Below are 22,719 nucleotides of genomic sequence, written 5' to 3' on the forward strand. Positions count from 1 at the left end.
AATGCTTTAATATCTATTTTCTAGAAGAAGACTTCTCGCTATTCCCTTGTTATGGAAAACATTAATATTAAATTGTTTTTATTTCTATATTATTTCCTTTTAAAATACTGCTTACATTTTGAGCAAATTCAACTGCCTTTGCACCGTCACCATGGATGCACAATGTATCGACTTCTATATTTATCTCTTTTCCTGACGTCGCAATAACTTTCTTTTCAGAAATCATTTTAATCACTTGTTTTAATGAAGCTTCTTCATCAGTAATGACAGCATTTTGATGTGTACGAGGGGTTAATTGTCCATTTTCATTGTATGTTCTATCAACAAACCCTTCATTTGCAACTCTCAACCCTAATTTCTTCGCTTCTGAAATTAAATAACTATTAGATAATCCATATAAAATAAGTTCTTCATCTACTTTTAATATCGCTTGTACAATTGCATTTGCTATTTCTTCACTTTTCGCAGCCATATTATAGAGTGCTCCATGAGGTTTTACATGATGTAATTTACTTCCCTCAACTTCTACTAATGTTTTTAAAGCACCTATTTGATATAAAGTTAAATCAAAAATTTCTTCAGGTGTATAATTAATGTTTCTTCTACCGAAACCTTGTAAATCCGGATATCCAGGATGTGCCCCAACAGCGACATTTGCCTCTAATGCTAGGTTTACTGTCTTTCTAATTACAGATGGATCTCCTGCATGGAACCCACATGCTATATTTACAGATGAAACATATTTCATCATTTCTTTATCGTTGCCAATTTTATATATACCGAAGCTTTCACCCAAATCACAATTTAAATCAATCGTTAATTGTTTATTCATTAATATTCTCCCTTATAAACGAGATTCGGTCACCATACCGTTGTTGAGCTACCTTCCATAAATCGTCATCAAGTATTTTCCCTACAATCGGGTATCCTCCTACCGTTTGGCCATCAGCCATTAAAATAATTGGCTGCCCTTCTGGCGGAATTTGAATAGTACCAAACATTGTCGGTTCAGAGAGAATGTCTTTTTTACATTTCATTTTCAATTTTGGACCTTTATAAAAATATCCCATTCGATCACCGGAGGACAATTGAAATTCCTCAGAAAAAAAGCGATTGACATCCTTTTCTTCAAAATAATTCAGCTGATAACTAGGAACAACTCTTACTTGATGGTGGCTTGGAAATTGAGGGATAAATTTATAAAATAGTCCTCGACGATTTTTAAAAATTGGATAATCCTCTCCATATAAAATGGTTCCATTTTGAATATTACAGCCTAAATTCGCCTTTAGGTATGTTGAGCAGCTATTTAAAATAGATTCTTCCTTAAATCCACCAATTGGTATTAAGTAAGCGATTGACCCCTGTTTAGAAAATTGAACTTTTAAAATATCCCCCTCATTTAAAATAAAAGTTTTCCAAGACTCAATTTCTTTTTCATTAACTTTAGCATTCATATCAGCGCCTACTAACACATATTCATGTTTCGATAGTGCTTCAAATGACATTCCCCCATAAAAGATTTCTAAAGCAGTTATATTATTATCGTTACCTAAAATTTTTTTTCCCAATTCAAAAGATAACTTATCCATTGGACCAGCTGTAGGTATACCAAATTTTCGAAAATGAAATCGTCCATTATCCTGTAATGAACAAAATACCCCCTTCTTCAAAACCTTAAGTAACTGTTTCACTTTTATCTCCACTTTCTACTTCAACTATGCGTCAACAAAAATCAATTCATTTTTAATAATTCAAAAACATATTCTGAATCCTTACTTAGTTGTTGTTCAAGTTCATCAAATTGTTCTTTCGATATTTTTTCGAATTTTAGTTGATTACCTGCTTGCAATAAAAAAGGATGCTTTCTTTTCACATTAAATAAATCAATAGGGGTTTTGCCAATAATATTCCACCCTCCAGGGGAGTCTACTGGATATATTCCCGTCTGCTGTCCCCCTATCCCTACACTGCCTTTTTGTACATTTTTTCTTGGTATTTCAAGTCTAGGAATATATAAATCTTTTTGTAGCCCCCCTAGATAAGGAAAACCAGGTAAAAAGCCAATAAAAAAAACGGTATAGAGTGGTTCGCAATGCTTTTCGATGATCTGTTCCTTCGATAAATTGATTTCTTTGGATACTCGATCTAAATCTAAAGCGAAAGGTTCCTCATAGCAAACAGGTATTGTAATTTGTTTTGTAGTATTTAAAGCATTTCCAACAGGATATTTTTCCCACATTGCTAAAATTTCTTTTGTTAGTAGATCACTCGAAATAGTCCTATTAAAAAAAACGGTTACCATATGATAGCTTGGTACTGTTTCAATTATATACCGTTTACAATTTTTGTTAATAAATTGGTCAAATGCTGTTACTAATTGAAAAGTTGATAAATTAATTTCTTGTCCAAAAATGAACGAGGCAATTGTTTTATCCTGTATTGATATGACAGGAATCACATTAATCCCCCTCTTTAGCTATCACTTCTAAACTAATTTCAATTGCTGATATTAAATCTTTTTGGGACCAGCTAGGAATTTTACCATGTATAATAGCTAATTCATGACAAGCAGGCATATGAATAAAACCAGCTTTACAACGTAAGTCATTGACTTTAATATAATCTAATACGCTATACATAATGTTATTACACAAATATGTTCCTGCAGTATTTGACATTTCTGCTGGGAAGCCATTTTCAATTAGATTATTGATAATTGATCTAACCGGTAAAGTTGAAAAATAAGCATCTGGACCATTGCTATTAATCAATTGATCTAAAGGAGCAAAACCATTATTATCGCGATCTCCATCCTTTACGTTAATCGCGATTCTTTCTGGTGTAATTTTAAATCGGCCAGCTGCTAAACCAAGGGAAACTACAATATCTGGCTTTAATTGTTCCATTTTCTCTATAATAAGTTTTTCAGATTGATTAAAATCTACAGGTAAAATAAAGCTTTCAATTTCATAGTCTTCAATTGTTTTGCCATCCAATTCCTTAGCAACTGTCATAGTTGGATTTATTTTATAATCTAGAAAAGGTTCAAAACCTGTTAAAAGTATTTTTTTCATATGTACTCCCCCCTAATTGTTATTTCTAGTGGTCTCTCTCTGTATAAGGTATTTCCGTTACGTTTCATGTCTACATTCGAATTTGAAACTGTTTGAAGTATTGATAAATTAAATAAATACTGTGCTTCTACGCATTCCTCCAGCACGTCACCATATACTACTTCATCTGCCACTTCAGAAATAATATCTGCTGCTACCCATTCAGGATATCTTAAAATACTTACTGCAGAGTAAGTAGGTGTTACAATTCTCTCTTTATAGAAGTTAATGTTGCCATGCACTTCGAGAGGGAATATCTCAGGCAGCCAATCATGGCCATATTTACGGAATCTACTTCTCCAATATTCATTTTGTTTAGGAATATTAGTTGTTTCATAGATTTCACTCATGTCTTTTACAATTTTCTCTAGGTTTTCTCGGGCTACATCTGTACCAAGTTCATTTGAATATCTACCAATTCCGTATATTTTAGCGCTCGGAATAAAATATGACACTGGGAAACGTGGAGGGCTATTATACCCTGCGAATGGCTGTACCCATTCATGAGCAGGAATTCCATGATTATCAATGACAACGTCTGGTGCCCATCTTTTCATTAATTCCGGCAGAACATTTGATTCCCCAAAGATAGTATTTTTATATCTGATATGGGCGAATTCAAGTCCAACTGCATTATAACGAGCAGCATGATGTTTCCATTCTGGATGTTCCTTTGTTAATTTTTTTAGTAAATAATGTCCATCAGGATTTGCCAATGGAATTGCAACGATATTAATTTTTTTCAGCAGTTCATTGTTGGATTCTAACCGTTCTAATAATCTATGAACTGCAATATTACTTGAAACTTCATTAGGATGATGTGCACATTCAATTAACACTGTAGGTTTAAACAGAGTCATTTTTAAAGGATTATCAAATTGTTCATTTGATGGTAAATACTTTTCTATTACATGAATTGGACGCCCTCGAAACGAATAATCAACTAATACACTATTGGGTACTGTTGTATCATCAATTTTTGTTTGTTCCCACATTGTTAATAATTCATCAATATCCCACAAATCGATATGGCCATTAACTTCTAACCTAACCTTTGTTGGCACATTTTTTTCGAAGAAAAGTTCTTTTGTTTTAACTTCATTTTTATTTAATTGGTGCCATTTTGTTACTTTAATTGACGCCCTAGGATTCTCACCTTTTGCAACATGCATAATAGGAACAACAGCACCAACCGCTATGTAGGGTTTTCCAATTAATTTTGTTCCTAAATCTTCGAAGTAATCTAACGTATTAAAATAAATATCTTCATAGAGCGCTTCTAAAGGAGATGTTCTTTCTTCATTAACTGAAAGTCTTTCTTCCTCTTCACTCATCCAAACCTCTACTTCCATTTGATCAAATAGAGGCTGTGTAAGTCCTTTTTCCCCTTTTATTTCACCGATTCCATCTAATAATTGAGGTAAAAAATCTGTCAGATAAAATTGATAAAAACGTTCCCGATCTGATGGGAAATGCATTACCGCTTTACCTGTTTCAGAACTAAATACAATACAGCTTGTCGTTGGTGCAGCAAATCTCTCTCCATCCACATAAGGAACTTTGCTGCATTCAACATCTAAACTTCCTAAATGATAGACCGTCCCATCATCTAATAAGGTGACTACTTCATAAGTGTGCTTTAATTGATTATCTAGTTCGAATTGAACATTTTCTTTACTAATTGATGTTTCGTTTTCAATAATGGCATCGATAGGGTAAAGTTCTTGAATCCAACGAATCGGCAGCTCAAGACTATTTTCTAAATGATGTTCTTTAACTTTTATCTTTATCTTTTTTGCGTTGGCAGGTATTTGATGGATCAGCTCTTCTTTTATCCAATGAAAACCAGGCTTGAATGATGATCTTACAGTAATCTCTTGAATATTTTTATATTTTTCAGACCATTTATTTTTTAGTAAGCTTCTAATCTCTAAAGGCTCCGAGACATAAACTTCTACTTTCTGAATTTGATTATTTGCCAAAGATTCCAAGTGCTTTTCAGCAAGTTCTATTTCAGAGGGGTTATCCCACTTTACTTCAAGCATTGTTTCTTCTTTATTTTTAAAATGAGCGTAATGAAATGCATTTTCCCAGGCACCTAAAACCCCATTCTCTTTCCAGCTTCTTTCGTTCGCTAACCATTCCATCATATTTGCACATTGGTCTAGTGAACCATTTAATTGGATAATATTTTCTTTTGGCACTTCAATAAATGATTGATTGTGCTGTTGAATAATAAACTGGATTTCTGCGTTTTTATTTTGAGCAATTGGCAAAGTAATAGAAGTACTTACTAAACCCAATCTTGCTGCAAAATTACATGTTGCTTTAAATAGCTGCTTGTTCCATTTTTCACAGCCTATATTAATATTAAGATGCTGCTGTGGGCTTGCCTCTTGTAAATAACCAAATCCAGATAATGTCCAAATGTCACTTATACTAGTAATAGATGATTGTGCATTGTCCTTAACTAAATTCTCTCTCAATTCAGTTCCAGCAATTGAGCTTAATAGACTGGAAAGTGCTTCTTCAGATGTATAATAAATATGAAGTTTTCCTGATTCAAAACTTGCTCTTGTTTCAGTTTCATTTTTCTCAAAACTCATGACTACTTTTTGATTTGTAAACTCAAAAAAGTTAAAAGACAAGGCAGTAGTTTCAAGTCCTACTCTCACCATAAAATCTAATAAACCTAATGGATATAGATTATCGGGTAAATCAATATAAAGTGAAACACCATCAGGTACTCCATCATTATTTTTATCGAGCAGCAAGCCTTCTAATGTCCATAAATCCTCCATATTCATCACCTACGTCTTTAAATTAGGGTCAAACTTATCTCTTAACCAATCACCAAGCAGGTTAAATCCTAGAACTGTCAGCATTATTGAAATACCAGGGAATACAGAAGTCCACCATGCAGTCGTAATATAATTTCTGCTGTCTGCTAACATTCCTCCCCAAGAAGGAATTGTAGGGTCTACACCTAAACCTAAGAACGTTAAGGAAGCTTCCAGTAAAATAAATTCTGCGATATACATCGTACTAAGAACTAAAATTGACGATAACACATTCGGTAAAATATGTTTCAAAATTATACGTGTATTCGATCCACCGATTGCTTTTGCTGCTTGTACGAATTCTTGTTCCTTTAATGAAATTACTTGTCCCCTAATGAGGCGAGCAAATCCAACCCAATATGTGAGACCTAAAATAATGACAATTTTCCATATTCCAGTACCTAAAACGCTCATTACAACAATGGCAAATAACATAAATGGAAAAGCCAATTGAATATCAGCTATACGCATAATTAGGTCATCAAGCCATTTACCAAAATAACCTGATACTAATCCCATTATCGTTCCGATTACAAGAGAAATAAGAACACCAAATATCCCTACAATTAGTGATATTCTTGCTCCATAAATCATTCTACTTAATAAGTCCCGACCCAATTGGTCTCCACCAAGAAGATACTGTGACTCTCCTGTATCATCAGTAAAAGAAGGAACATCTAATCTCGCAGTTAAGCTTGCTTGAGATGGATCATAGGGTGCAATCCATGGTGCGAAAACAGCACAAACCACCGTTCCCGCAACAAGTATCATCCCTAAAATTCCTATAGGATTTTTTCTTATAAATTTAAAAATCTTTGAAAGGATTGATGTCTTCTTAGGAGAAGAATTTGTAACTTCAGCTACTTGTTCCATATCTATTTCCCCTTTCCAGCTTTAATTCGAGGGTCAATAAGTGAATAACTTAGATCGACGATTAAATTAACTACTACCATTACAAGTGCTAAAAATACGACTCCACCTTGAACAACTGGATAGTCACGTTGGTTGATAGCATCAATAATTAAACGGCCAATTCCCGGCCAAGCAAATACTTGCTCTATAATAACTGTTCCGCCTAATAGCGCACCAAATTGAAGTCCAATAAATGTTGTAGTTGGTAATAATGCATTTCTAAATGCATGTTTTAATATGACTACCCATTTACTGATTCCCTTTGATTCTGCTGTACGAATATATTGTTGGTTTAATACTTCCAACATTGAGGAACGCACCAACCTAGCCAATACACCAGATAAAATAAGTCCAAGCGTTATCGATGGTAAGATTAAGTATTTAAATCCTTCAAACCCAGACGCAGGCAGCCATTGGAGATTTACTGCAAAAATTAAAATTAACATAATACCAAGCCAAAAGTTTGGGAACGATATACCAATAAGTGAAAATACTCGACCACCGAAGTCTAAAAAAGTATCCCGTTTAACTGCAGAAATAATACCAACTGGAAATGCAATTAACAGTGCTACTACCATTCCACCAAAAGCCAGCAGCATAGTCGGCCATACTCTTTCTGCAATAAGCGTCATTACAGGAATACCACTTCTAAAAGACTCCCCTAAATCGAAAGTTAACAATCCTTTCATAAACAGCCCATATTGAATATGTAATGGTTGGTCTAAACCTAATTCTGCAGTTAACTGATCTATTGCTTCCTGGCTTGGCTCACCCGCTCCAAACATTATGGCTACAGGGTCTCCTGTTAGTCGTATTGAAAAGAACACAATAAGTGAAATAACAATTACAACTAAAATTGCATGAAAAATTCTTTTAACAATATAAGATAGCAACACTTTCACATCCTTACTTGATGGAATAAAAGAGATAGTACGGTGAAACCATACTATCTCTCCAGTTTTAAAACCTATTGCACACTAACCTCTTCTAAACGTAGACGGTCATCATGTGGAGGGTTGAAGTCCACTACACGTTTATTTACTGCATATAAATCTACTGCTTGATAAAGGTTAACCTCTGGAGCTAATTCATATAGTCTTTGTGTTAATTGCTTAAAGATTGCTTCACGCTCTTCTTGGTCAACTGAATTTCGTTGTTCTTCTAACAAACGTTCAATTTCTTCATCATAGAATGTTGGATTCCAAAATTCACCGGAGTGGTACATTTGGTACGCTGTATTATCAAAGTCTAGAGTCCAGCCTCCCCAACCATTACGATACATACCTCCAGCATTGCCATTTGGAATTAAATCAGAGTTCAAAGTAGTTACATCAACAGTATTAATATTTAATTTAATACCCACTTGCTCTAGGTAGAAAGCAACCGCCTGAGTTATTTCTTTAAAGTTCCCGTCAGAACCAGGGATATAAACATCAACAGTTGTACCTTCTGTAACGCCGGCTTCTTGTAATAATTGCTTCGCCTTTTCTGGATCATATGGATATGGTTCTAAGTCAGGGTTATAACCAAATGATAATTCACTTTGGAAAGTTGCAATTGGTATTCCATATCCGCCTAAAATCTCTTCAATTAACGCATTACGATCTATTGCATAGTTAAATGCTTGACGCACTTTCACATCGTCAAAAGGTTCTATACTAGTATCAAAACGCAGCGCAAATACTGTTGGAGTACCTGTTTCCATTAATTCTAAATAATCAGTCGATTTAACCGTTTCTGCTTGTGATACCTCTACTCGTTTCATAATGTCAATTGAACCTGTTTGTAATTCAGCTAAACGAGTTGAAGCTTCTGGGATAACTTTAAATGTTACCTTATCTAACTTTGGTAATCCTTCTTTCCAATAGTTTTCATTTTTCTCTAAAACGATTTGTTGATCACGCTCATAACCAGTCATTTTAAATGGCCCTGTACCTACTGGATGTGTATCAAAATATTCCTCGCCATTTTCTTCAATATAGCCTGGAGGAACTATTACTGCTCCATAACTAGCTAATTTTGTTAGTATTACAGGGTCAATCGTGTTTAAGTGGAAAGTAACAGTATATTCATCATTTACTTCTACACTCTCAATAGATGTATAGTTTGAATATTGCGGTCCTTGTTGACCTTGTTCTCCTAATAAACGATCGAATGTATATTTAACTGCATCTGCATTAAAAGCTTCACCATTATGGAATGTTACACCTTGGCGAAGTTTAAATACTAAAGTTTTATCATCAACATACTCCCATGATTCCGCTAATCCTGGTTGAATTTCTAAATCATTATTGCGATCTACTAAACCTTCAAATACTGATGTTGCAACTGTGCTCCAATCTAGTAAGAACGTATCAATTGGATCCCAGTTTTGCGGTTCAGATGATACCCCAATTACTAGTTCATTTCCTCTTGAACTCGCTGGGTTTTCAGAAGAACCCGCAGCATTATCGCCGGCTTCTGACGAACTAGAGTTTCCTCCAGAACAAGCAGCTAGAACTAAAACTATTGATAGTGAACATAACAAAAATAAATGTTTCATTTTTTGCATCTTCTCTTTCCTCCCTATTTGTTAAATATGATATTTAGTTTTTTATTATAAAACCCCATATGGATAAGGTTGTTTATAACCAATAAGTGATGAAATGATAGCAGCAGCATTCCATAATTCTTGAACAAAATACTTTCTATCTTTCTCCGGTATAGATGTGATGATCCCCGCAATACTTAACGAATACAACACTTTACCTTCGTGATTAAATACCGGTACTGCTATAGATACCGTTCCTTCCTCAAGCTCCGATACACTGTAAGAATATCCTTCTTTTCGACAGCATTCTAAAAGCCTGTACACTTCTTCTTTTGTTTTAGGTGTTCCACTTGCATAATTAGTAAGTGGTTCGGATAGAATTTGGTCAATTTCTTCTTTCGATTGAAAAGCTAAAATAGTCCTCATACATGCTCCAGCATAGAGGGGAGCCCTTCTTCCGGTCCTTGTGTATAAACGCACTGGCCTCGTGCTTTCTACCTTTTCAACATAGATACCTTCATGTCCATCTTTAAAAGCAAGTTGAACTGCTTCATTAAATACTAATTGAAGGGATTTCATATGTGGTAATGCTATATTGCGAACATCTAAATTTGCAGACACGATATTGCCCAACTCTAAAAACTTCAATCCCAGTGAAAATCGGTAACCTTCTGAACTTTGCTCAGATTTATCAAAAGGCGTTTTTTGTAAAAACCCATTTTCTACAAAGATTTTTAATAGACGATAAACTGTTGGCTTTGGAATTTTCGTATATTCAGAGATTTCATCCATTGTCCATGTTGGTTTTTCGTTTGTAAAAAGATCAAATAATTGAATTGCTTTTTCCAGTGTTTTACTCATGGAGCAACCCCTACTCTCTTATCATTCTGCATAAAGGTGGCATGATACTCTATGTTGATTGTTTATTGCTTTCAATACTGGAATATCGGTTTTACATTTATCGATACATTCGAAACAACGGGTATGGAACATACATCCACTAGGTGGATTTGCAGGGCTTGGTACATCTCCCTGTAATACGATTCTCTCCTTTTTTTGCAAAGGATGGGACTTAGGAAGTGCAGAAAACAACGCTTTTGCATATGGATGCATAGGATTTTTAAACAACTCATCTTTATCTGCAATTTCTACCATCTTCCCTAAATACATAACACCGATTCGATCACAGAAATGATTTACAACATTTAAATCATGGGAAATGAAGATATATGTTAAATCCATTTCCTTTTGAAGGGACCTCATTAAATTCAATACTTGTGATTGAATCGAAACATCAAGAGCTGAAACAGGTTCGTCTGCAATTATTAATTTTGGTCGAGAAACAAGCGCTCTCGCAATTCCAATTCTTTGTCTCTGCCCTCCGGAAAATTCATGTGGAAGTCTATCTAGCTGTGCTTTTGATAATCCAACATGTTCAGCTACTTCATAGACTCTCTTCATTCTTTCAGTAGAATCTTTTACTCCAAAATTTATTAGTGGTTCTTCAATAATGTTATAAACTTTCATTCTAGGATTTAAAGAAGCAAATGGATCTTGAAATACGATTTGCATATCCCTTCTTTTAGAACGCATTTCTTTACTATTTAATGCTGCGATATTTTCACCATCGAAAATTACATTTCCTGAAGTAGGTTCCAATAATCTAAGAATCGTTCTTCCCGTTGTACTTTTTCCACAGCCCGATTCACCAACGATTCCAAATGTTTCTCCTTTTTTCACTTCAAATGAAACATCATCTACCGCTTTAATCGTTTGGACATTTTCCTTGCCAAAGCCCTTCTTTACGATAAAATGCTTTGAAAGATGCTCTACTTTTAACAAAGTTTCTCTTTCTTTTATGGACGTCACCATCAAACACCTCCTAATTATCAGAATAGAGCCAGCATTGAACCATGGACTGATCATTATAATTTCTTAAAACAGGTTTTACATCACATTTTTCATGTCTTGCAGTACATCTTGGAGCGAATCTGCATCCCCCCGGCATATTTCCTGCTGTTGGAACTACACCTTTGATAGAGGATAGATATTCCTTCCTCTCTTCAATTTTTGGCAGGGAAGCCAGTAGCCCTTTTGTATAAGGATGTTTAGGATTATCAAACACTTCTACAACTGTGGACTGTTCTACAATCTCACCTGCATACATAACAATTACACGGTCACACATTTCTGCTACAACCCCTAAGTCATGGGTTATTAAAATAATGGACATATCCATTTTTTGTTGTAGATCTTTCATTAATTCTAAGATTTGTGCTTGGATTGTTACGTCTAAAGCAGTTGTTGGTTCATCTGCTATTAAAATATCAGGGTTACAAGATAGTGCCATCGCAATCATAACCCTTTGTCTCATCCCACCAGAAAGTTGATGGGGGTATTCATTAAAAACTGCTTCGGCTCTTGGTATACCAAGTGTTTTTAACATATGTATTGCATGTTGTTTCGCTTCTTCTTTCGGCATTTTGTTATGGCTTTGTATCATTTCAACTATTTGATTTCCAATTGTAAAAACAGGGTTTAATGAACTCATTGGTTCTTGAAAAATCATTGCAACTTTTTGTCCGCGAACAGAGCGCCAAACTCTATGGCTTACTCCCTTCATACTTTGCTCAGTTATTTTTATATCCCCATCCTGCCACTCAATCCCAGGAGGCAACAGTCCCATTAATGCCAGTGATGTTAAGCTTTTGCCACAGCCTGATTCACCAACAATTCCTAATGTCTCGCCTTTATTTAAGTTAAATGATACGCCGTTAACAATTGGAATTTTATGCTTGCCATTGCTTATTCCAAGTTTTAATTCCTTTACTTGCAGTACACTTTCTGTCATAGGATTCACCCCTTAAATAAGAAGATTACATATTGCAATCTTTTTTTAGATCTTTAAATTAAATCATTATATGCTAATTAACCGGGCATCGATTTCAAAATGTGAAATCGGTAATTCAAAATTTGAAATCGAGTTTTTATATTTTTTATTTTATTCATAATCGTCAAAAGATTTCAATCAGTTTTTTTATGCACCATCACGCATTATTATTCTAATATAGTGAAAATTATAATAAATTGTTTAACCCAACTATTTCAATAGAAAACAATGCTTTTAATGTGTAAATATAAATTATAGGTTACATTTAAACGTTAATAAGCGATTATCTATTGTGAAGAATTTGTAAAGATAGAGTACCTTCATTTACAATTTTCATATAAGAAATAAAAAAATCCCCAAAGGTAATAGCGTACCTTCAGAGACAATTTCTAGCTTATTCACTTAAATAATTAACATATATATGTCTAGATCAAATAATTATTTAGTATGTATTTTTTATACTTTTATTAGGAAATATTTCTAAAAAGTATATTTTACAATATTTTTATATTTTATTAAAAATAGCACTTTTGGACTACGTTATTTCCTCTAATAAATTTAAAATTATAATGTGTAGAAAGAAGCAAAAATATATTTGCTTCTCTCTACACCTTTTATCTTTATGCTTCCTTCTTTTCTTTTGTCTTTCTTTTTCGAACAGTAGGTTTCTTTTTTGATGTTCTATCGAGAGAAGCCTGTAATGCAGCCATCAAATCTGTCATATCAGATGGCACTACCGCTTCTTTTTCAGTAGCTGTAACTGTAACCTCTCCTGATCTCTTCTGCTCTATTAATTCAAGCAATGCAGTGCGATAATCATCTTGATACTTTTCTGGTTCAAATTTTGCGGTCAGCTGATCAATTAACATTAATGCAGTATCAAGTTCTTTTTGAACAACTTTATCCTCGCTTGGAATATTCGGTACTTCTTCAACATTACGAACTTCATCAGGAAAATGGATTGTTTCCATTAACAGAGTTTGTCCATAAACTCTAACAATTGCCAGCTGCTCCTTTGAACGAATTGTTATTTTTGCGACACCTATTTTACCTGAATCGCTTAATGCCTTTCTTAACAATGCGTACGCTTTCCCTCCACCACTATCAGGCGCCAAAAAATAACTACGTTCAAAATAGATCGGATCTATTTCTTCCAATTTTACAAATTCAATAATTTCTACAGCTTTCTCTTCATTTTCTTTCCTTAGCTTTTCTAACTCTTCATCATCAAGTACTACGAATTTGTTTTTTGAGTACTCATATGCTTTTACTATATCTTCATTTTTAATTTCTTTATCGCAAACAGGACAAACCTTTTGATAACTGATTGGACTATTGCATTCTTTATGCAGTTGGCGCAGCTTTATATCTTTATTTTCTGTTGCTGTGTGGAGCTTTACTGGGATATTCACGAGTCCAAAGCTAATACTGCCTTTCCACACTGTATGCATAAACTTCACCTTCTTTTTTCTTATTATGCACGCATATACCTCTTTTCTATGTATAACAGAAGCAAATCAGTCAAAAAACTAAGAGAAAAAAGAGGATTTTAATATGAAACCAATGCTTTTAACTTCTGCTGATTCATTACCTAACGGAAATGATTGGATTTATGAAGTGAAATATGATGGCTATAGATGCATCCTGCATTTAGAAGAAAATGGGCCAATCTTCATTAGTCGCAACGGCAAAGAGCTTACACACCTTTTTCCCGAAATTGTTCAATTTTGTAATGAACAATATGAACGAATCGCTCCTCTGTTGCCAATTACACTCGACGGAGAGATTGTTTACCTAGTGAATAATTTCAAAAGTAACTTTTCGATTGTTCAATCTCGAGGGAAAATGAGAGCAAAAAAAACAATAACCGAGGCAAGCAAAACATTCCCTTGCAGTCTAATTGTGTTTGATGTCCTCCGTTATAAAGGAAAGGATTTAACTCAATCCCAACTAACAGAAAGAAAAAAGGTTTTAACTGACATCTTTCAATTATTACAATTTTCGCTTCAACCAAATTTTCAAGTTAAGGGAGAAATCCAGTCGATAGAAATATTTGAAAATGAAAACTTGGTTTGGAATGAAGTAAAAAAATATAATGGCGAAGGTGTAATTGCTAAGAAAAAAACAAGTTTATGGGAAATTGGAAAACGCTCAAACCAATGGCTGAAAGTGAAAAATTGGCTTATTGTTACAGTTGTACTAACAAAGTATGATCAAGAGAATGGCTATTTTAATGGAGCGGTTTTTGGGGGAGAAACCTTAGAAGAAGTAACAATTTTTCGCCACGGACTATCTGATGAAGAGTTAAAAACTTTAGCAAAGTTTTTTCAATCTAACGGCAAACAAACCTCCTCAATGACTTGGGAGATTCCACCTTCCATTTGTGTTGATGTTGCTTGTATTAGCCTTACAGGTGATAAGTTGCGAGAACCGCGCTTTGCAGGGTTTCGGTTTGATGTTAACCCTACTGAGGTAACTTGGAAAACGATGCTGCGGCAATTAAATCCAATCCCAGAAAAAGTAGAGATTACTCATCCTGATAAACCAGTTTGGCCTGTCCTTAACTTAGTAAAGGATGATTATATTTATTATCTTCAGCAAGTTTCTCCATTTTTTCTACCATTTTTAAACAATCGACTACTAACAGCCATTCGATTTCCACATGGTGTTCCTGGAGAAAGCTTTTATCAAAAAAACGCGCCTGACTATATACCAGATTTTATTGAAACAAAAAGGGAAGAGGATATTGATTATATTGTATGTAATGATATTGATTCTTTATTATGGTTGGGAAATCAACTGGCATTAGAATTTCATATACCTTTTCAAACGATTGACACGAAATATCCAACTGAAATTGTTTTTGATTTAGACCCGCCATCAGTTGAAGAATTTTCGCTTGCAATCGAGGCGGCCTTAAGAATGAAATCAATATTTGATAATTTTAAGCTGCTGTCATTTATTAAAACGTCTGGTGGAAAAGGATTGCAAGTATATATTCCCTTGCCGAAGGATACATTTTCTTACGATGAAACTCGGGTTTTCACAGAGTTTGTTTGTAATTTTTTATGCGAGCAGGAACCCCGTTGGTTTACGACTGAGCGTTTGAAAAAGAACCGTGGTAATAAATTGTATTTAGATTATGTACAACATGCTGAAGGGAAAACAATTATTGCCCCATATTCCCCAAGAGGAAATGAAAGAGGACTAATTGCAACACCTATACAATGGCATGAAGTAAATGAAAAATTGAACCCAAGCTTATTTCCAATCCCTGCTATACTAGATCGAATTAATTCAATTGGCGATCCTTTTAAAGATTTCTTTAAAATTGGCAAAGTGCAAAACTTCAAACCAGTACTAACCTCTCTTCAAAAGCTTATAAAAAAGAAATAACCTCCATCGGCCTGTGGAGGTTTTTACTATTATCTTTTTAAGATAACAAGTGTGCTTTTTTAGCCCAATAACTATTTCCTTTAAAAAATTGATAACATAATATTACAACTATAACTAAATCAATTGCATCTCCCGCATAATACATCATCATCCCACCCAGTTCTGCATCAGTACTTTCGACACCGGCTGGGGGATTTGCATAAATCCATTTTGATAATATACTATGGCCTGCCATTGCAATTACTAAAATACAAGCACGCAAATAAAAACTTGTCGGATGTGGTGTCGGGTCAATATAAATCATGGAAATAGTAAATACATATCCAGCTAAAAATATATGCAAGTGGACCAGCGTGTAAATAATTATTGAAGAATGCATCATCGAAAATAAGTCAGTAGTATACAACACCCATAGCCCGCCTATATTTAAAATCGTGGCAGTTATCGGATGACAAATAAATTGCACATAAGCGCTTTTTAACAATTTGCTAAGCCGTCTTGCATGCTTTATAGATAAGCTTCTTAATACAAGCGTCATCGGTGCTGATAGACTAATTAACAGCGGCCCCAGCATTCCAAGGAGCAAGTGCATTATCATATGTGCTTGAAAACTTGTATGGGCACGTTCTGCAATTGGCCCTATTAATGCAGAAGCAATACAAAGAATCCCAACAATAAAAAAAACAATTCGATAAACAGGCCATCTTTGATATTTTTTATTCGCCATGTAAACAGCCATTATAAATATAAAAATAATAAACATAAATGGTATGCTTAAAATAATAGTATCAAATACATTATTCTCAGAAATTGGTTGGTGATGTGTATGCATTAAACCTCGCCTACTTTTTGATTAGATTTATTTGTTTTTTAATTAATACAAATCCAATTACAATAAGAATTGCTGCTAATACATTCCAAGCAATATCATAATAAATAATCTCAACATTATAGCGAATTTGGTGAATCCTCATTAACTTATGTTGAATGATTCCATCGTACAATTGAAATGAACCAGCACCTAATAATTCTGCACCCATCCACAGTTTAAAATTAAACACCCTTCTCTTTTTTAAATCCGCAACCATAAATAGTGATGCAACTGTTGCAAACCAGCTAAAAGCATGAAACAAGCCATCTGATATCAGACCTATACTAGTTGTAGATAAATCATAAAAATGGTGCCAATGCAAAAGTTGATGAAAAACAGCTTCATCTATAAAAGCAACAGCCCCTAAACCAAAAAATATTCCCGACCAAATATTAAACGATATATCAGTATGACTTTTCCGTTTTTGCATAACATCGCTCACCCTTAATCAAATACTCTAACAAACAAATTTTATCCAAATTACTTAAAATCTATAAGTTGGGCTACGTTTTCCAAAGAAAAAATCTCCACAAGTTTGTGGAGATTAATGTTTATGTTTAATGGCTATGAACATGATGATGATTTAATGAACTATCGTGTTTGCATAAGATCGAGTTTTCGTGTGAGTGGTGACTGCATTCAACTTGAACCGTTATATGACCAATTCCTAAATGGGCTAGATCGTGTTCAATTGATTTTAAGAGCGCTTGGCTTTCATGGAGCGACAAATCATCTTCGACAACAGCATGGCAGGAAAGCGCATTTTGGCCACTTGTAATGGACCATACATGTAAATCATGTATATCTATTACACCAGCTTTATTTTTAAAAACACGAATAATTTCATCCATTTGTATATTGCTTGGTACACCTTCCATTAGAACATGGATGGAATCTTTTGTAACTCTATATCCGCTCATAAGGACAATTATCGCTACCACTATACTTGCAAGCGGATCCGCCCATCCCCATCCAAGGAACATTATAAGAAGTGCTGCAACAATAGCACCTACAGAACCTAACATATCCCCTACGACGTGAAGAAATGCTGCACGTAAATTTAAATTTTCTTTAGTATCCCCACCACGTAATAAAATCCAAGCAACTAATATATTTACAAGCAACCCTGCAATTGCAATGACTAGCATTCCAGTTGAAGCAATCTCAGGAGGAGACGTAAATCGCTTAATTGCTTCGATAAAAATAAAAACAGAAACAAGTATTAATGTGACTCCATTAAAAACCGCAGCTAATATTTCAAATCGTTTATATCCATATGTTTTACTAAAGTTAGCTACTCTTTCGCCAAATTTAAACGCTAAAACACCTACTCCAAGTGAGATAGCATCACTTAACATATGTCCTGCATCAGAAAGCAGTGCCAAGCTATTTGTCAATAAACCACCAACTACTTCAAGTAACATAAAAACAGCTATAATAAAAAACGCTATTGTCAATGTTTTTTTATTTGCGCCATGTAAATGATCGTGATGTGCATGGTCGTGTCCATGTCCCATGATACTCCTCCTTCGTTATAAATTATTATATGTTCATATAATCATATTTGTTAGTTTGTTTTTAATTTAACTATGAATAGCATGCTCAATCGTTTGCTTTAACATGTTCATTACGTGTTCATCGTCATATGAATAAAATAAAGATGTCCCTTCACGACGATATTTCACTAATCGCAAATTTTTTAAAAAACGAAGCTGATGCGAAACAGTAGATTGTCTTAAATCCAATGTTTCAGCAATTTCATTTACTGAATACTCTTTATTAAAGAGTAAATTTAATATACGAATTCGAGTTGGATCACTTAATGCTTTAAACGTTTGCGATACAAGAAACAATGTTTCTTCATCTAAATCATGAGGATTAACTTTCATTTCTTCCAATTTGAATCTCCTCTTCCTTTTATAAATTCGTATATGATTATGTATTCATATATGAATATTTTATTCTTAAAAGTTCATTCTGTCCATTTAATTTTACCAATTATAAGAAAAAAATCTGTTATAAAACGTTCCGAATTTAGACTTCTCATTTTCGGCCAAAATTCTCCATAAACGAGTCCTAAATAGGCGAAAAATCTGCACATCCTCAAAAACTAGGATGAGCAGATTCTCAATTGTAAAACAAATTTTTAAAATAATTTTTACTTTAATAGTATCGGTAACCATTAACTCGGTTTTCATAAACTTTGTGTGCTAGACGGATTGTTGAAACTGCTAGTTCAGCATAAGTAACATTTTCTTTCGGTTTAAATAAATCATTCTCTGTTGGTAATAATTCTAGTGCATCTGCCAATGCAACATAACCCGTATAAGTTACTTCTTTTGCATCTTTTATATCAAGCTTATAAATATCATTATGTGATGCTGCTTGCTCTAAACCTAGTGCTCGTACATACCAAACGGCAAGCTCTTCACGAGTAACTAGGGCGCTTGTATTTAAATCTTGGTTATTAGGATTTAGAATCCCCATAGATACAGCTTGTTCAACAACACTATAATAAGGGTGGTCAGGGCCAATGTTTTCAAATGTTTGAGGATGTACCTGCTCCTCATATCTAATATTATACTCATCATAGAAATACGTTAAAGACTTTACGATTGTTTTTAACGCTTCCCCTTTTGTAATCGTAGCATCTGCATTAAAGCTACTATCTTTTACTTCTAAAATGTTATTTTGAATTAGATAATTTAATTCCTGCTCTGCAGTTGGATGCGAAATTACAGGGTAATCTTTTTCATTGAACATGCTTGTCCATTCTCCGTTAGTTGCATCAAAAGAGTTTGTGCCTTTGTCATTAAAGATAGGTGTATAAACTAGAGAATAATGACTTTCTTCATCATTACTTCCTTGCATTATATATTGAAGCTTCAAACCTAATCCATCTTTAAAGCGTTGTAGTGCCTCTTCTTCGGAAATAATATTGCTAGTTGACGGCCAATTTTCAAATTCTAGATGACTTATAGATAAACTGTTTAATGAACCATCGAATTTAATTCCAATGTGGATTCCATCCCCTGACACAATAATTCCATTCACAACTCTTGGGAATGAAAAATTATAGATGCCACTTACTTCATCGGCATACGGCTCATTGATCGGTAAAGCATATTCATGTAGATAAGACGGCGCATATTCTTTTAAATAATTTATTGCTTTTGTTAACGCTTGGTCGCTTGTTATTTTATTTTTATTATCCGTTTTTCCAAGCTCTCCTAAGACATCATTTTTTATATCGTAATAGTCAATTAGTTCTCCTGTATTTTTATCAATTTGCAGTACTGTCCCATGGCCGCCATTTTTGTAGTTATACATGTAACTAATACTATAAACTTCTCTACCGTTATAATCTGTTTGTTCTTCAACACTATCAATTGTTAAGGTTATTTCATCTGAATCCACCTTAAGCAGTTTTTCTGCAATATTTTTTGCCTCATCAGGAGTAATACCTTCTTGTCTTGGCGCTAATGGTTTAGGGACAATTGTTTCAATTTCTTTAGCTTTCGGCAAGTCTTGAGTGAACCCGCTTTCCGTCTGCCACTGTCCTGTTAAAGCATGTACACCGGTAAATTGGCCTGATGGACTATACACTAGTTCCACAGTTCGTTTATCATATGGATATTCATAGTTAATTTGATATTGCAATTGAACTTGAAGATTCTCTTTTATCTTCTCCAATATTTCATCTTTATTTTTCACTTTTTGAACATCATCAAATCCTACAGACTTACTTGCCATAGGATAGCTATAAAATTGAACTATTTCACCATTGCCAAGTACAGTTACATGTATTCTTTGATCAAAAATTTCAACTTGGTTTTTAGTGCGTATAAATGAAAATGAATAACGAATTGGCTCCGTCAGTAGATTATTTGAATAATAAGAGTATGAGTCACTATTATTCTTATCAAATTGATATTGTTCCCCGTTCGGAAACTTCTTTATAAAATCCTCTGCAATTTTTTGTGCTTCTTCCTTAGAGATTTTTGCTGGGAAGAGCGCATCAGCAACATTTGCAGGTTGATAATCAAAATTTTCAATTTCTAAATCCTCACCTACAAAGGTGATATAGCCATAAACATCCTTGCCCTGTACTTTTTTCGAAAAGTTTAAATCATATCGTACTGTCTTATCCTCAGGGTAGTAATGACCTCTACTCATTTGAAAATCGCTTGCTGATAAAAAGTTGAATTTATTCGGAAAAACTTCATTTAATTTTTTTATTAAGTCATTTTTAGTAACCGTGTTTTCCGTTGACGCCACTTTAATTTCGATTTGTTTAGGCTGTTCAACACTATTTGTGTCAGCGCTTGCTGCTGACATCATACCAAAAGACATTACCGCAGCTGTTATTGAGAATCCAATTTTATTTATTTTCACCAAAATAACCCTCCTAATATTTGTTAGTAACATTCTATTATATTTATCTAGGATAAAAAATAGGAATTTCTGTTTATATTTTCATCCCACTTATCCTATGCATTAAGAATTACAAAAAGACTAAGCTTAATAGTTTTATTATAAGCGTTAAAAAAGAGCAGCCTAAGTGACTGCTCAATTTTATGTTATCTATCTCTTTACTACATTGAAATTTTCATTAATTAAGAGCCAGTTTTGCGGGAATGCGAATCCTAATTTCCAAAAACTAATTCCTCTAAGATTTAATCTTTTCATCAAGTTAAATTTTGCTTGGATTGAACGTGCGTCTTCAAACCAAACTTTATGCGCATTTCCTTCATCATCCACATAATTAAAATGAGGAGCTTGGGCCGTATAGTCATATTGAATGACAACATCATGTTGTTTAGCAAGCTCGATTGCTCTTTGAGGACTTAGAGCTCTCGCATATTGACCCCCTTCTACAAACGGAAGAGTCCAATCGTATCCATATAAATTTTGCCCCATCATAATTTTATTTGCTGGCATCTCAGTTAAAGCATAGTCCAACACTCTTTCAACCTCTTGAATTGGCGATACTGGCATGGGTGGGCCACCCGAATATCCCCACTCATATGTCATTAATACAGAAAAATCAACTATTTCTCCATGTGCCCTATAATCATGTGCTTCATACCATTGACCTGCTTGCTCTGCACTTGTTTTTGGCGCTAGAGCAGTTGAAATCATAAACCCTTCTCCATGCAAATAATCCGCCGCTTTTCTTAAGAAGTTATTGTATGCCTCGCGTTGATCTCCCGGAAGAAATTCAAAGTCAAAGTGAATATCTGTAACACTTCCGATTCTTCTTGCTTCTTCTACAATATTCTCAAGAAGTACATCTTGAACTGCCGAGCTCTGTAAAATCGCTCTACCTAGTTCGCCACTAAATTGACCATTCTCTAAATTCGTGACAACAAGCATTAACGTGGTTCCTGAAGCAGCTGCAGCTTCCGGAATCCCTTCTACCGGTATAGGATCTAGGCTGCCATCCCTTCTTGCCTCATAACTAAACGGCGCTAAATAAGTTAAGTATGGACCTACTGCTCTTGCTTCATTTAATAATTCCTCGCTTACAGTTTCGCCAATTGGTTCAATATAAATGTTTACTTCTGCATCTCGTCTTTGCATCGGTGGTATATATAAGCGCATCCCAACAGTTAATGGTGCATCCGGGTTGATGCCATTGATTTGAGCTAAGGTCGTATAATTTACGCCAAAACGCTGAGCGATAGAGTATAAAGTATCTCCCGATTGCACCCAGTAAAAGCTCCCGTATATTGGAATGACCAATGCTTCACCAACAACTAAACGCTCTGGATTTTCTATTTGATTTGCTTGAATAATGTTTTCTACCGTTGAACCATATGCTTGTGCTATTCCCCATAACGACTGCCCCGGTTGAACAACATGTATTTGAATCTTATTTCCCTCCCTTTTGTCGTTCATTGGTAATTACACCTATCATTCTATGTTTCCGCTTCCCGGAACATAACATCAGAAAACAACAAAATGTCTACACATATAAATATTGTTCATACTAGATTGTCTTTTACTTAATCAATACGTTTCAGTATCTGCGGCTTATGTGGGGAGAGAGAACGTCGCGTCCATGCGACATCGCTCCCATGACCAACATCGTGTTGGACTCTAAGCCTATTCACTCACCTATATACTTTTAAAATTCTTATAAGAAACTTCCCGATAAAAAA

The 22,719-nt window shown here is 34.4% G+C and carries 19 protein-coding genes; 1 reads left to right on the forward strand and 18 read right to left on the reverse strand.

Annotation, left to right across the window (positions count from 1 at the left end; all coding sequences use genetic code 11):
- Positions 1 to 67 precede the first annotated feature (67 nt).
- The 12 genes from MKY04_RS19550 to MKY04_RS19605 form a co-directional block, all read right to left on the reverse strand.
- On the reverse strand, positions 68 to 832 hold the full coding sequence (locus MKY04_RS19550) for a LamB/YcsF family protein (protein ID WP_126293757.1): 765 nt from the start codon (positions 830 to 832) through the stop codon (positions 68 to 70).
- Positions 825 to 1,694: a biotin-dependent carboxyltransferase family protein gene (locus MKY04_RS19555; RefSeq protein ID WP_185807669.1), complete on the reverse strand. Its 870-nt coding sequence runs from the start codon at positions 1,692 to 1,694 to the stop codon at positions 825 to 827. Before MKY04_RS19555 ends, MKY04_RS19550 begins: the two co-directional genes overlap by 8 nt.
- A 41-nt stretch (positions 1,695 to 1,735) precedes the next feature.
- A complete protein-coding gene (gene pxpB / locus MKY04_RS19560) occupies positions 1,736 to 2,461 on the reverse strand; it encodes a 5-oxoprolinase subunit PxpB (protein WP_185807670.1) in 726 nt (241 codons plus the stop codon).
- A gap of 1 nt (position 2,462) precedes the next feature.
- On the reverse strand, positions 2,463 to 3,077 hold the full coding sequence (locus MKY04_RS19565) for a pyroglutamyl-peptidase I (protein ID WP_126293760.1): 615 nt from the start codon (positions 3,075 to 3,077) through the stop codon (positions 2,463 to 2,465).
- Positions 3,074 to 5,917 carry a M14 family metallopeptidase gene (locus MKY04_RS19570; protein ID WP_185807671.1) on the reverse strand — a complete coding sequence of 948 codons (2,844 nt, stop codon included), beginning with the start codon at positions 5,915 to 5,917 and terminating at the stop codon, positions 3,074 to 3,076. Before MKY04_RS19570 ends, MKY04_RS19565 begins: the two co-directional genes overlap by 4 nt.
- Before the next feature lie 9 nt (positions 5,918 to 5,926).
- Positions 5,927 to 6,829, reverse strand: coding sequence for an ABC transporter permease (locus MKY04_RS19575; protein WP_346235002.1), 903 nt, complete (start codon positions 6,827 to 6,829; stop codon positions 5,927 to 5,929).
- Between the two features lie 2 nt (positions 6,830 to 6,831).
- Positions 6,832 to 7,761: a nickel ABC transporter permease gene (gene nikB / locus MKY04_RS19580; RefSeq protein WP_346235003.1), complete on the reverse strand. Its 930-nt coding sequence runs from the start codon at positions 7,759 to 7,761 to the stop codon at positions 6,832 to 6,834.
- Between the two features lie 74 nt (positions 7,762 to 7,835).
- The gene (locus MKY04_RS19585) at positions 7,836 to 9,410 is read right to left on the reverse strand and encodes an ABC transporter substrate-binding protein (protein WP_126293799.1); all 1,575 of its coding nucleotides are present in this window, start codon (positions 9,408 to 9,410) and stop codon (positions 7,836 to 7,838) included.
- Positions 9,411 to 9,464: 54 nt separating this feature from the next.
- The gene (locus MKY04_RS19590) at positions 9,465 to 10,259 is read right to left on the reverse strand and encodes an IclR family transcriptional regulator (RefSeq protein ID WP_346235004.1); all 795 of its coding nucleotides are present in this window, start codon (positions 10,257 to 10,259) and stop codon (positions 9,465 to 9,467) included.
- 21 nt (positions 10,260 to 10,280) lie between these two features.
- Positions 10,281 to 11,270 carry a dipeptide ABC transporter ATP-binding protein gene (locus MKY04_RS19595; protein WP_346235005.1) on the reverse strand — a complete coding sequence of 330 codons (990 nt, stop codon included), beginning with the start codon at positions 11,268 to 11,270 and terminating at the stop codon, positions 10,281 to 10,283.
- A 10-nt stretch (positions 11,271 to 11,280) separates the two neighbouring features.
- Positions 11,281 to 12,249, reverse strand: a complete 969-nt coding sequence (locus MKY04_RS19600; RefSeq protein ID WP_346235006.1) for an ABC transporter ATP-binding protein — start codon at positions 12,247 to 12,249, stop codon at positions 11,281 to 11,283.
- Between the two features lie 659 nt (positions 12,250 to 12,908).
- Complete coding sequence (locus MKY04_RS19605) at positions 12,909 to 13,739, reverse strand: Ku protein (RefSeq protein WP_126293767.1); 831 nt, start codon at positions 13,737 to 13,739, stop codon at positions 12,909 to 12,911.
- 103 nt (positions 13,740 to 13,842) lie between these two features.
- On the opposite strand from MKY04_RS19605, the gene MKY04_RS19610 reads away from it, so the two are divergent.
- Positions 13,843 to 15,684 carry a DNA ligase D gene (locus MKY04_RS19610; RefSeq protein WP_346235007.1) on the forward strand — a complete coding sequence of 614 codons (1,842 nt, stop codon included), beginning with the start codon at positions 13,843 to 13,845 and terminating at the stop codon, positions 15,682 to 15,684.
- 37 nt (positions 15,685 to 15,721) lie between these two features.
- Here MKY04_RS19610 and MKY04_RS19615 read toward each other — a convergent pair whose 3' ends face one another.
- From MKY04_RS19615 to MKY04_RS19640, 6 genes are all read right to left on the reverse strand, one after another.
- On the reverse strand, positions 15,722 to 16,516 hold the full coding sequence (locus MKY04_RS19615) for a cytochrome c oxidase assembly protein (RefSeq protein WP_346235008.1): 795 nt from the start codon (positions 16,514 to 16,516) through the stop codon (positions 15,722 to 15,724).
- A gap of 10 nt (positions 16,517 to 16,526) precedes the next feature.
- The gene (locus MKY04_RS19620) at positions 16,527 to 16,985 is read right to left on the reverse strand and encodes a DUF2243 domain-containing protein (RefSeq protein WP_126293770.1); all 459 of its coding nucleotides are present in this window, start codon (positions 16,983 to 16,985) and stop codon (positions 16,527 to 16,529) included.
- Between the two features lie 127 nt (positions 16,986 to 17,112).
- The gene (locus MKY04_RS19625; protein WP_126293771.1) at positions 17,113 to 18,072 is read right to left on the reverse strand and encodes a cation diffusion facilitator family transporter; all 960 of its coding nucleotides are present in this window, start codon (positions 18,070 to 18,072) and stop codon (positions 17,113 to 17,115) included.
- A gap of 66 nt (positions 18,073 to 18,138) precedes the next feature.
- Positions 18,139 to 18,444: an ArsR/SmtB family transcription factor gene (locus tag MKY04_RS19630; RefSeq protein WP_126293800.1), complete on the reverse strand. Its 306-nt coding sequence runs from the start codon at positions 18,442 to 18,444 to the stop codon at positions 18,139 to 18,141.
- Positions 18,445 to 18,718: 274 nt separating this feature from the next.
- A complete protein-coding gene (locus MKY04_RS19635) occupies positions 18,719 to 20,950 on the reverse strand; it encodes a YcdB/YcdC domain-containing protein (RefSeq protein WP_185807672.1) in 2,232 nt (743 codons plus the stop codon).
- Between the two features lie 189 nt (positions 20,951 to 21,139).
- Positions 21,140 to 22,429: a LysM peptidoglycan-binding domain-containing protein gene (locus MKY04_RS19640; RefSeq protein WP_126293801.1), complete on the reverse strand. Its 1,290-nt coding sequence runs from the start codon at positions 22,427 to 22,429 to the stop codon at positions 21,140 to 21,142.
- Between the last annotated feature and the right edge of the window lie 290 nt (positions 22,430 to 22,719).

Origin of the sequence: Lysinibacillus telephonicus (genome assembly GCF_039654155.1) — a bacterium.
GTDB classification, from domain to species: Bacteria; Bacillota; Bacilli; order Bacillales_A; family Planococcaceae; genus Ureibacillus; species Ureibacillus telephonicus.

What these genes read in the sequence shown, in the direction of transcription:
- MKY04_RS19550 (WP_126293757.1), bottom strand. Translation starts at nt 832, where the DNA reads ATGAATAAACAATTAACGATTGATTTAAATTGTGATTTGGGTGAAAGC.
- MKY04_RS19565 (WP_126293760.1), bottom strand. Translation starts at nt 3,077, where the DNA reads ATGAAAAAAATACTTTTAACAGGTTTTGAACCTTTTCTAGATTATAAA.
- MKY04_RS19570 (WP_185807671.1), bottom strand. Translation starts at nt 5,917, where the DNA reads ATGGAGGATTTATGGACATTAGAAGGCTTGCTGCTCGATAAAAATAAT.
- MKY04_RS19575 (WP_346235002.1), bottom strand. Translation starts at nt 6,829, where the DNA reads ATGGAACAAGTAGCTGAAGTTACAAATTCTTCTCCTAAGAAGACATCA.
- MKY04_RS19585 (WP_126293799.1), bottom strand. Translation starts at nt 9,410, where the DNA reads ATGAAACATTTATTTTTGTTATGTTCACTATCAATAGTTTTAGTTCTA.
- MKY04_RS19590 (WP_346235004.1), bottom strand. Translation starts at nt 10,259, where the DNA reads ATGAGTAAAACACTGGAAAAAGCAATTCAATTATTTGATCTTTTTACA.
- MKY04_RS19595 (WP_346235005.1), bottom strand. Translation starts at nt 11,270, where the DNA reads ATGGTGACGTCCATAAAAGAAAGAGAAACTTTGTTAAAAGTAGAGCAT.
- MKY04_RS19600 (WP_346235006.1), bottom strand. Translation starts at nt 12,249, where the DNA reads ATGACAGAAAGTGTACTGCAAGTAAAGGAATTAAAACTTGGAATAAGC.
- MKY04_RS19605 (WP_126293767.1), bottom strand. Translation starts at nt 13,739, where the DNA reads ATGCATACAGTGTGGAAAGGCAGTATTAGCTTTGGACTCGTGAATATC.
- MKY04_RS19610 (WP_346235007.1), top strand. Translation starts at nt 13,843, where the DNA reads ATGAAACCAATGCTTTTAACTTCTGCTGATTCATTACCTAACGGAAAT.
- MKY04_RS19615 (WP_346235008.1), bottom strand. Translation starts at nt 16,516, where the DNA reads ATGCATACACATCACCAACCAATTTCTGAGAATAATGTATTTGATACT.
- MKY04_RS19620 (WP_126293770.1), bottom strand. Translation starts at nt 16,985, where the DNA reads ATGCAAAAACGGAAAAGTCATACTGATATATCGTTTAATATTTGGTCG.
- MKY04_RS19625 (WP_126293771.1), bottom strand. Translation starts at nt 18,072, where the DNA reads ATGGGACATGGACACGACCATGCACATCACGATCATTTACATGGCGCA.
- MKY04_RS19630 (WP_126293800.1), bottom strand. Translation starts at nt 18,444, where the DNA reads ATGAAAGTTAATCCTCATGATTTAGATGAAGAAACATTGTTTCTTGTA.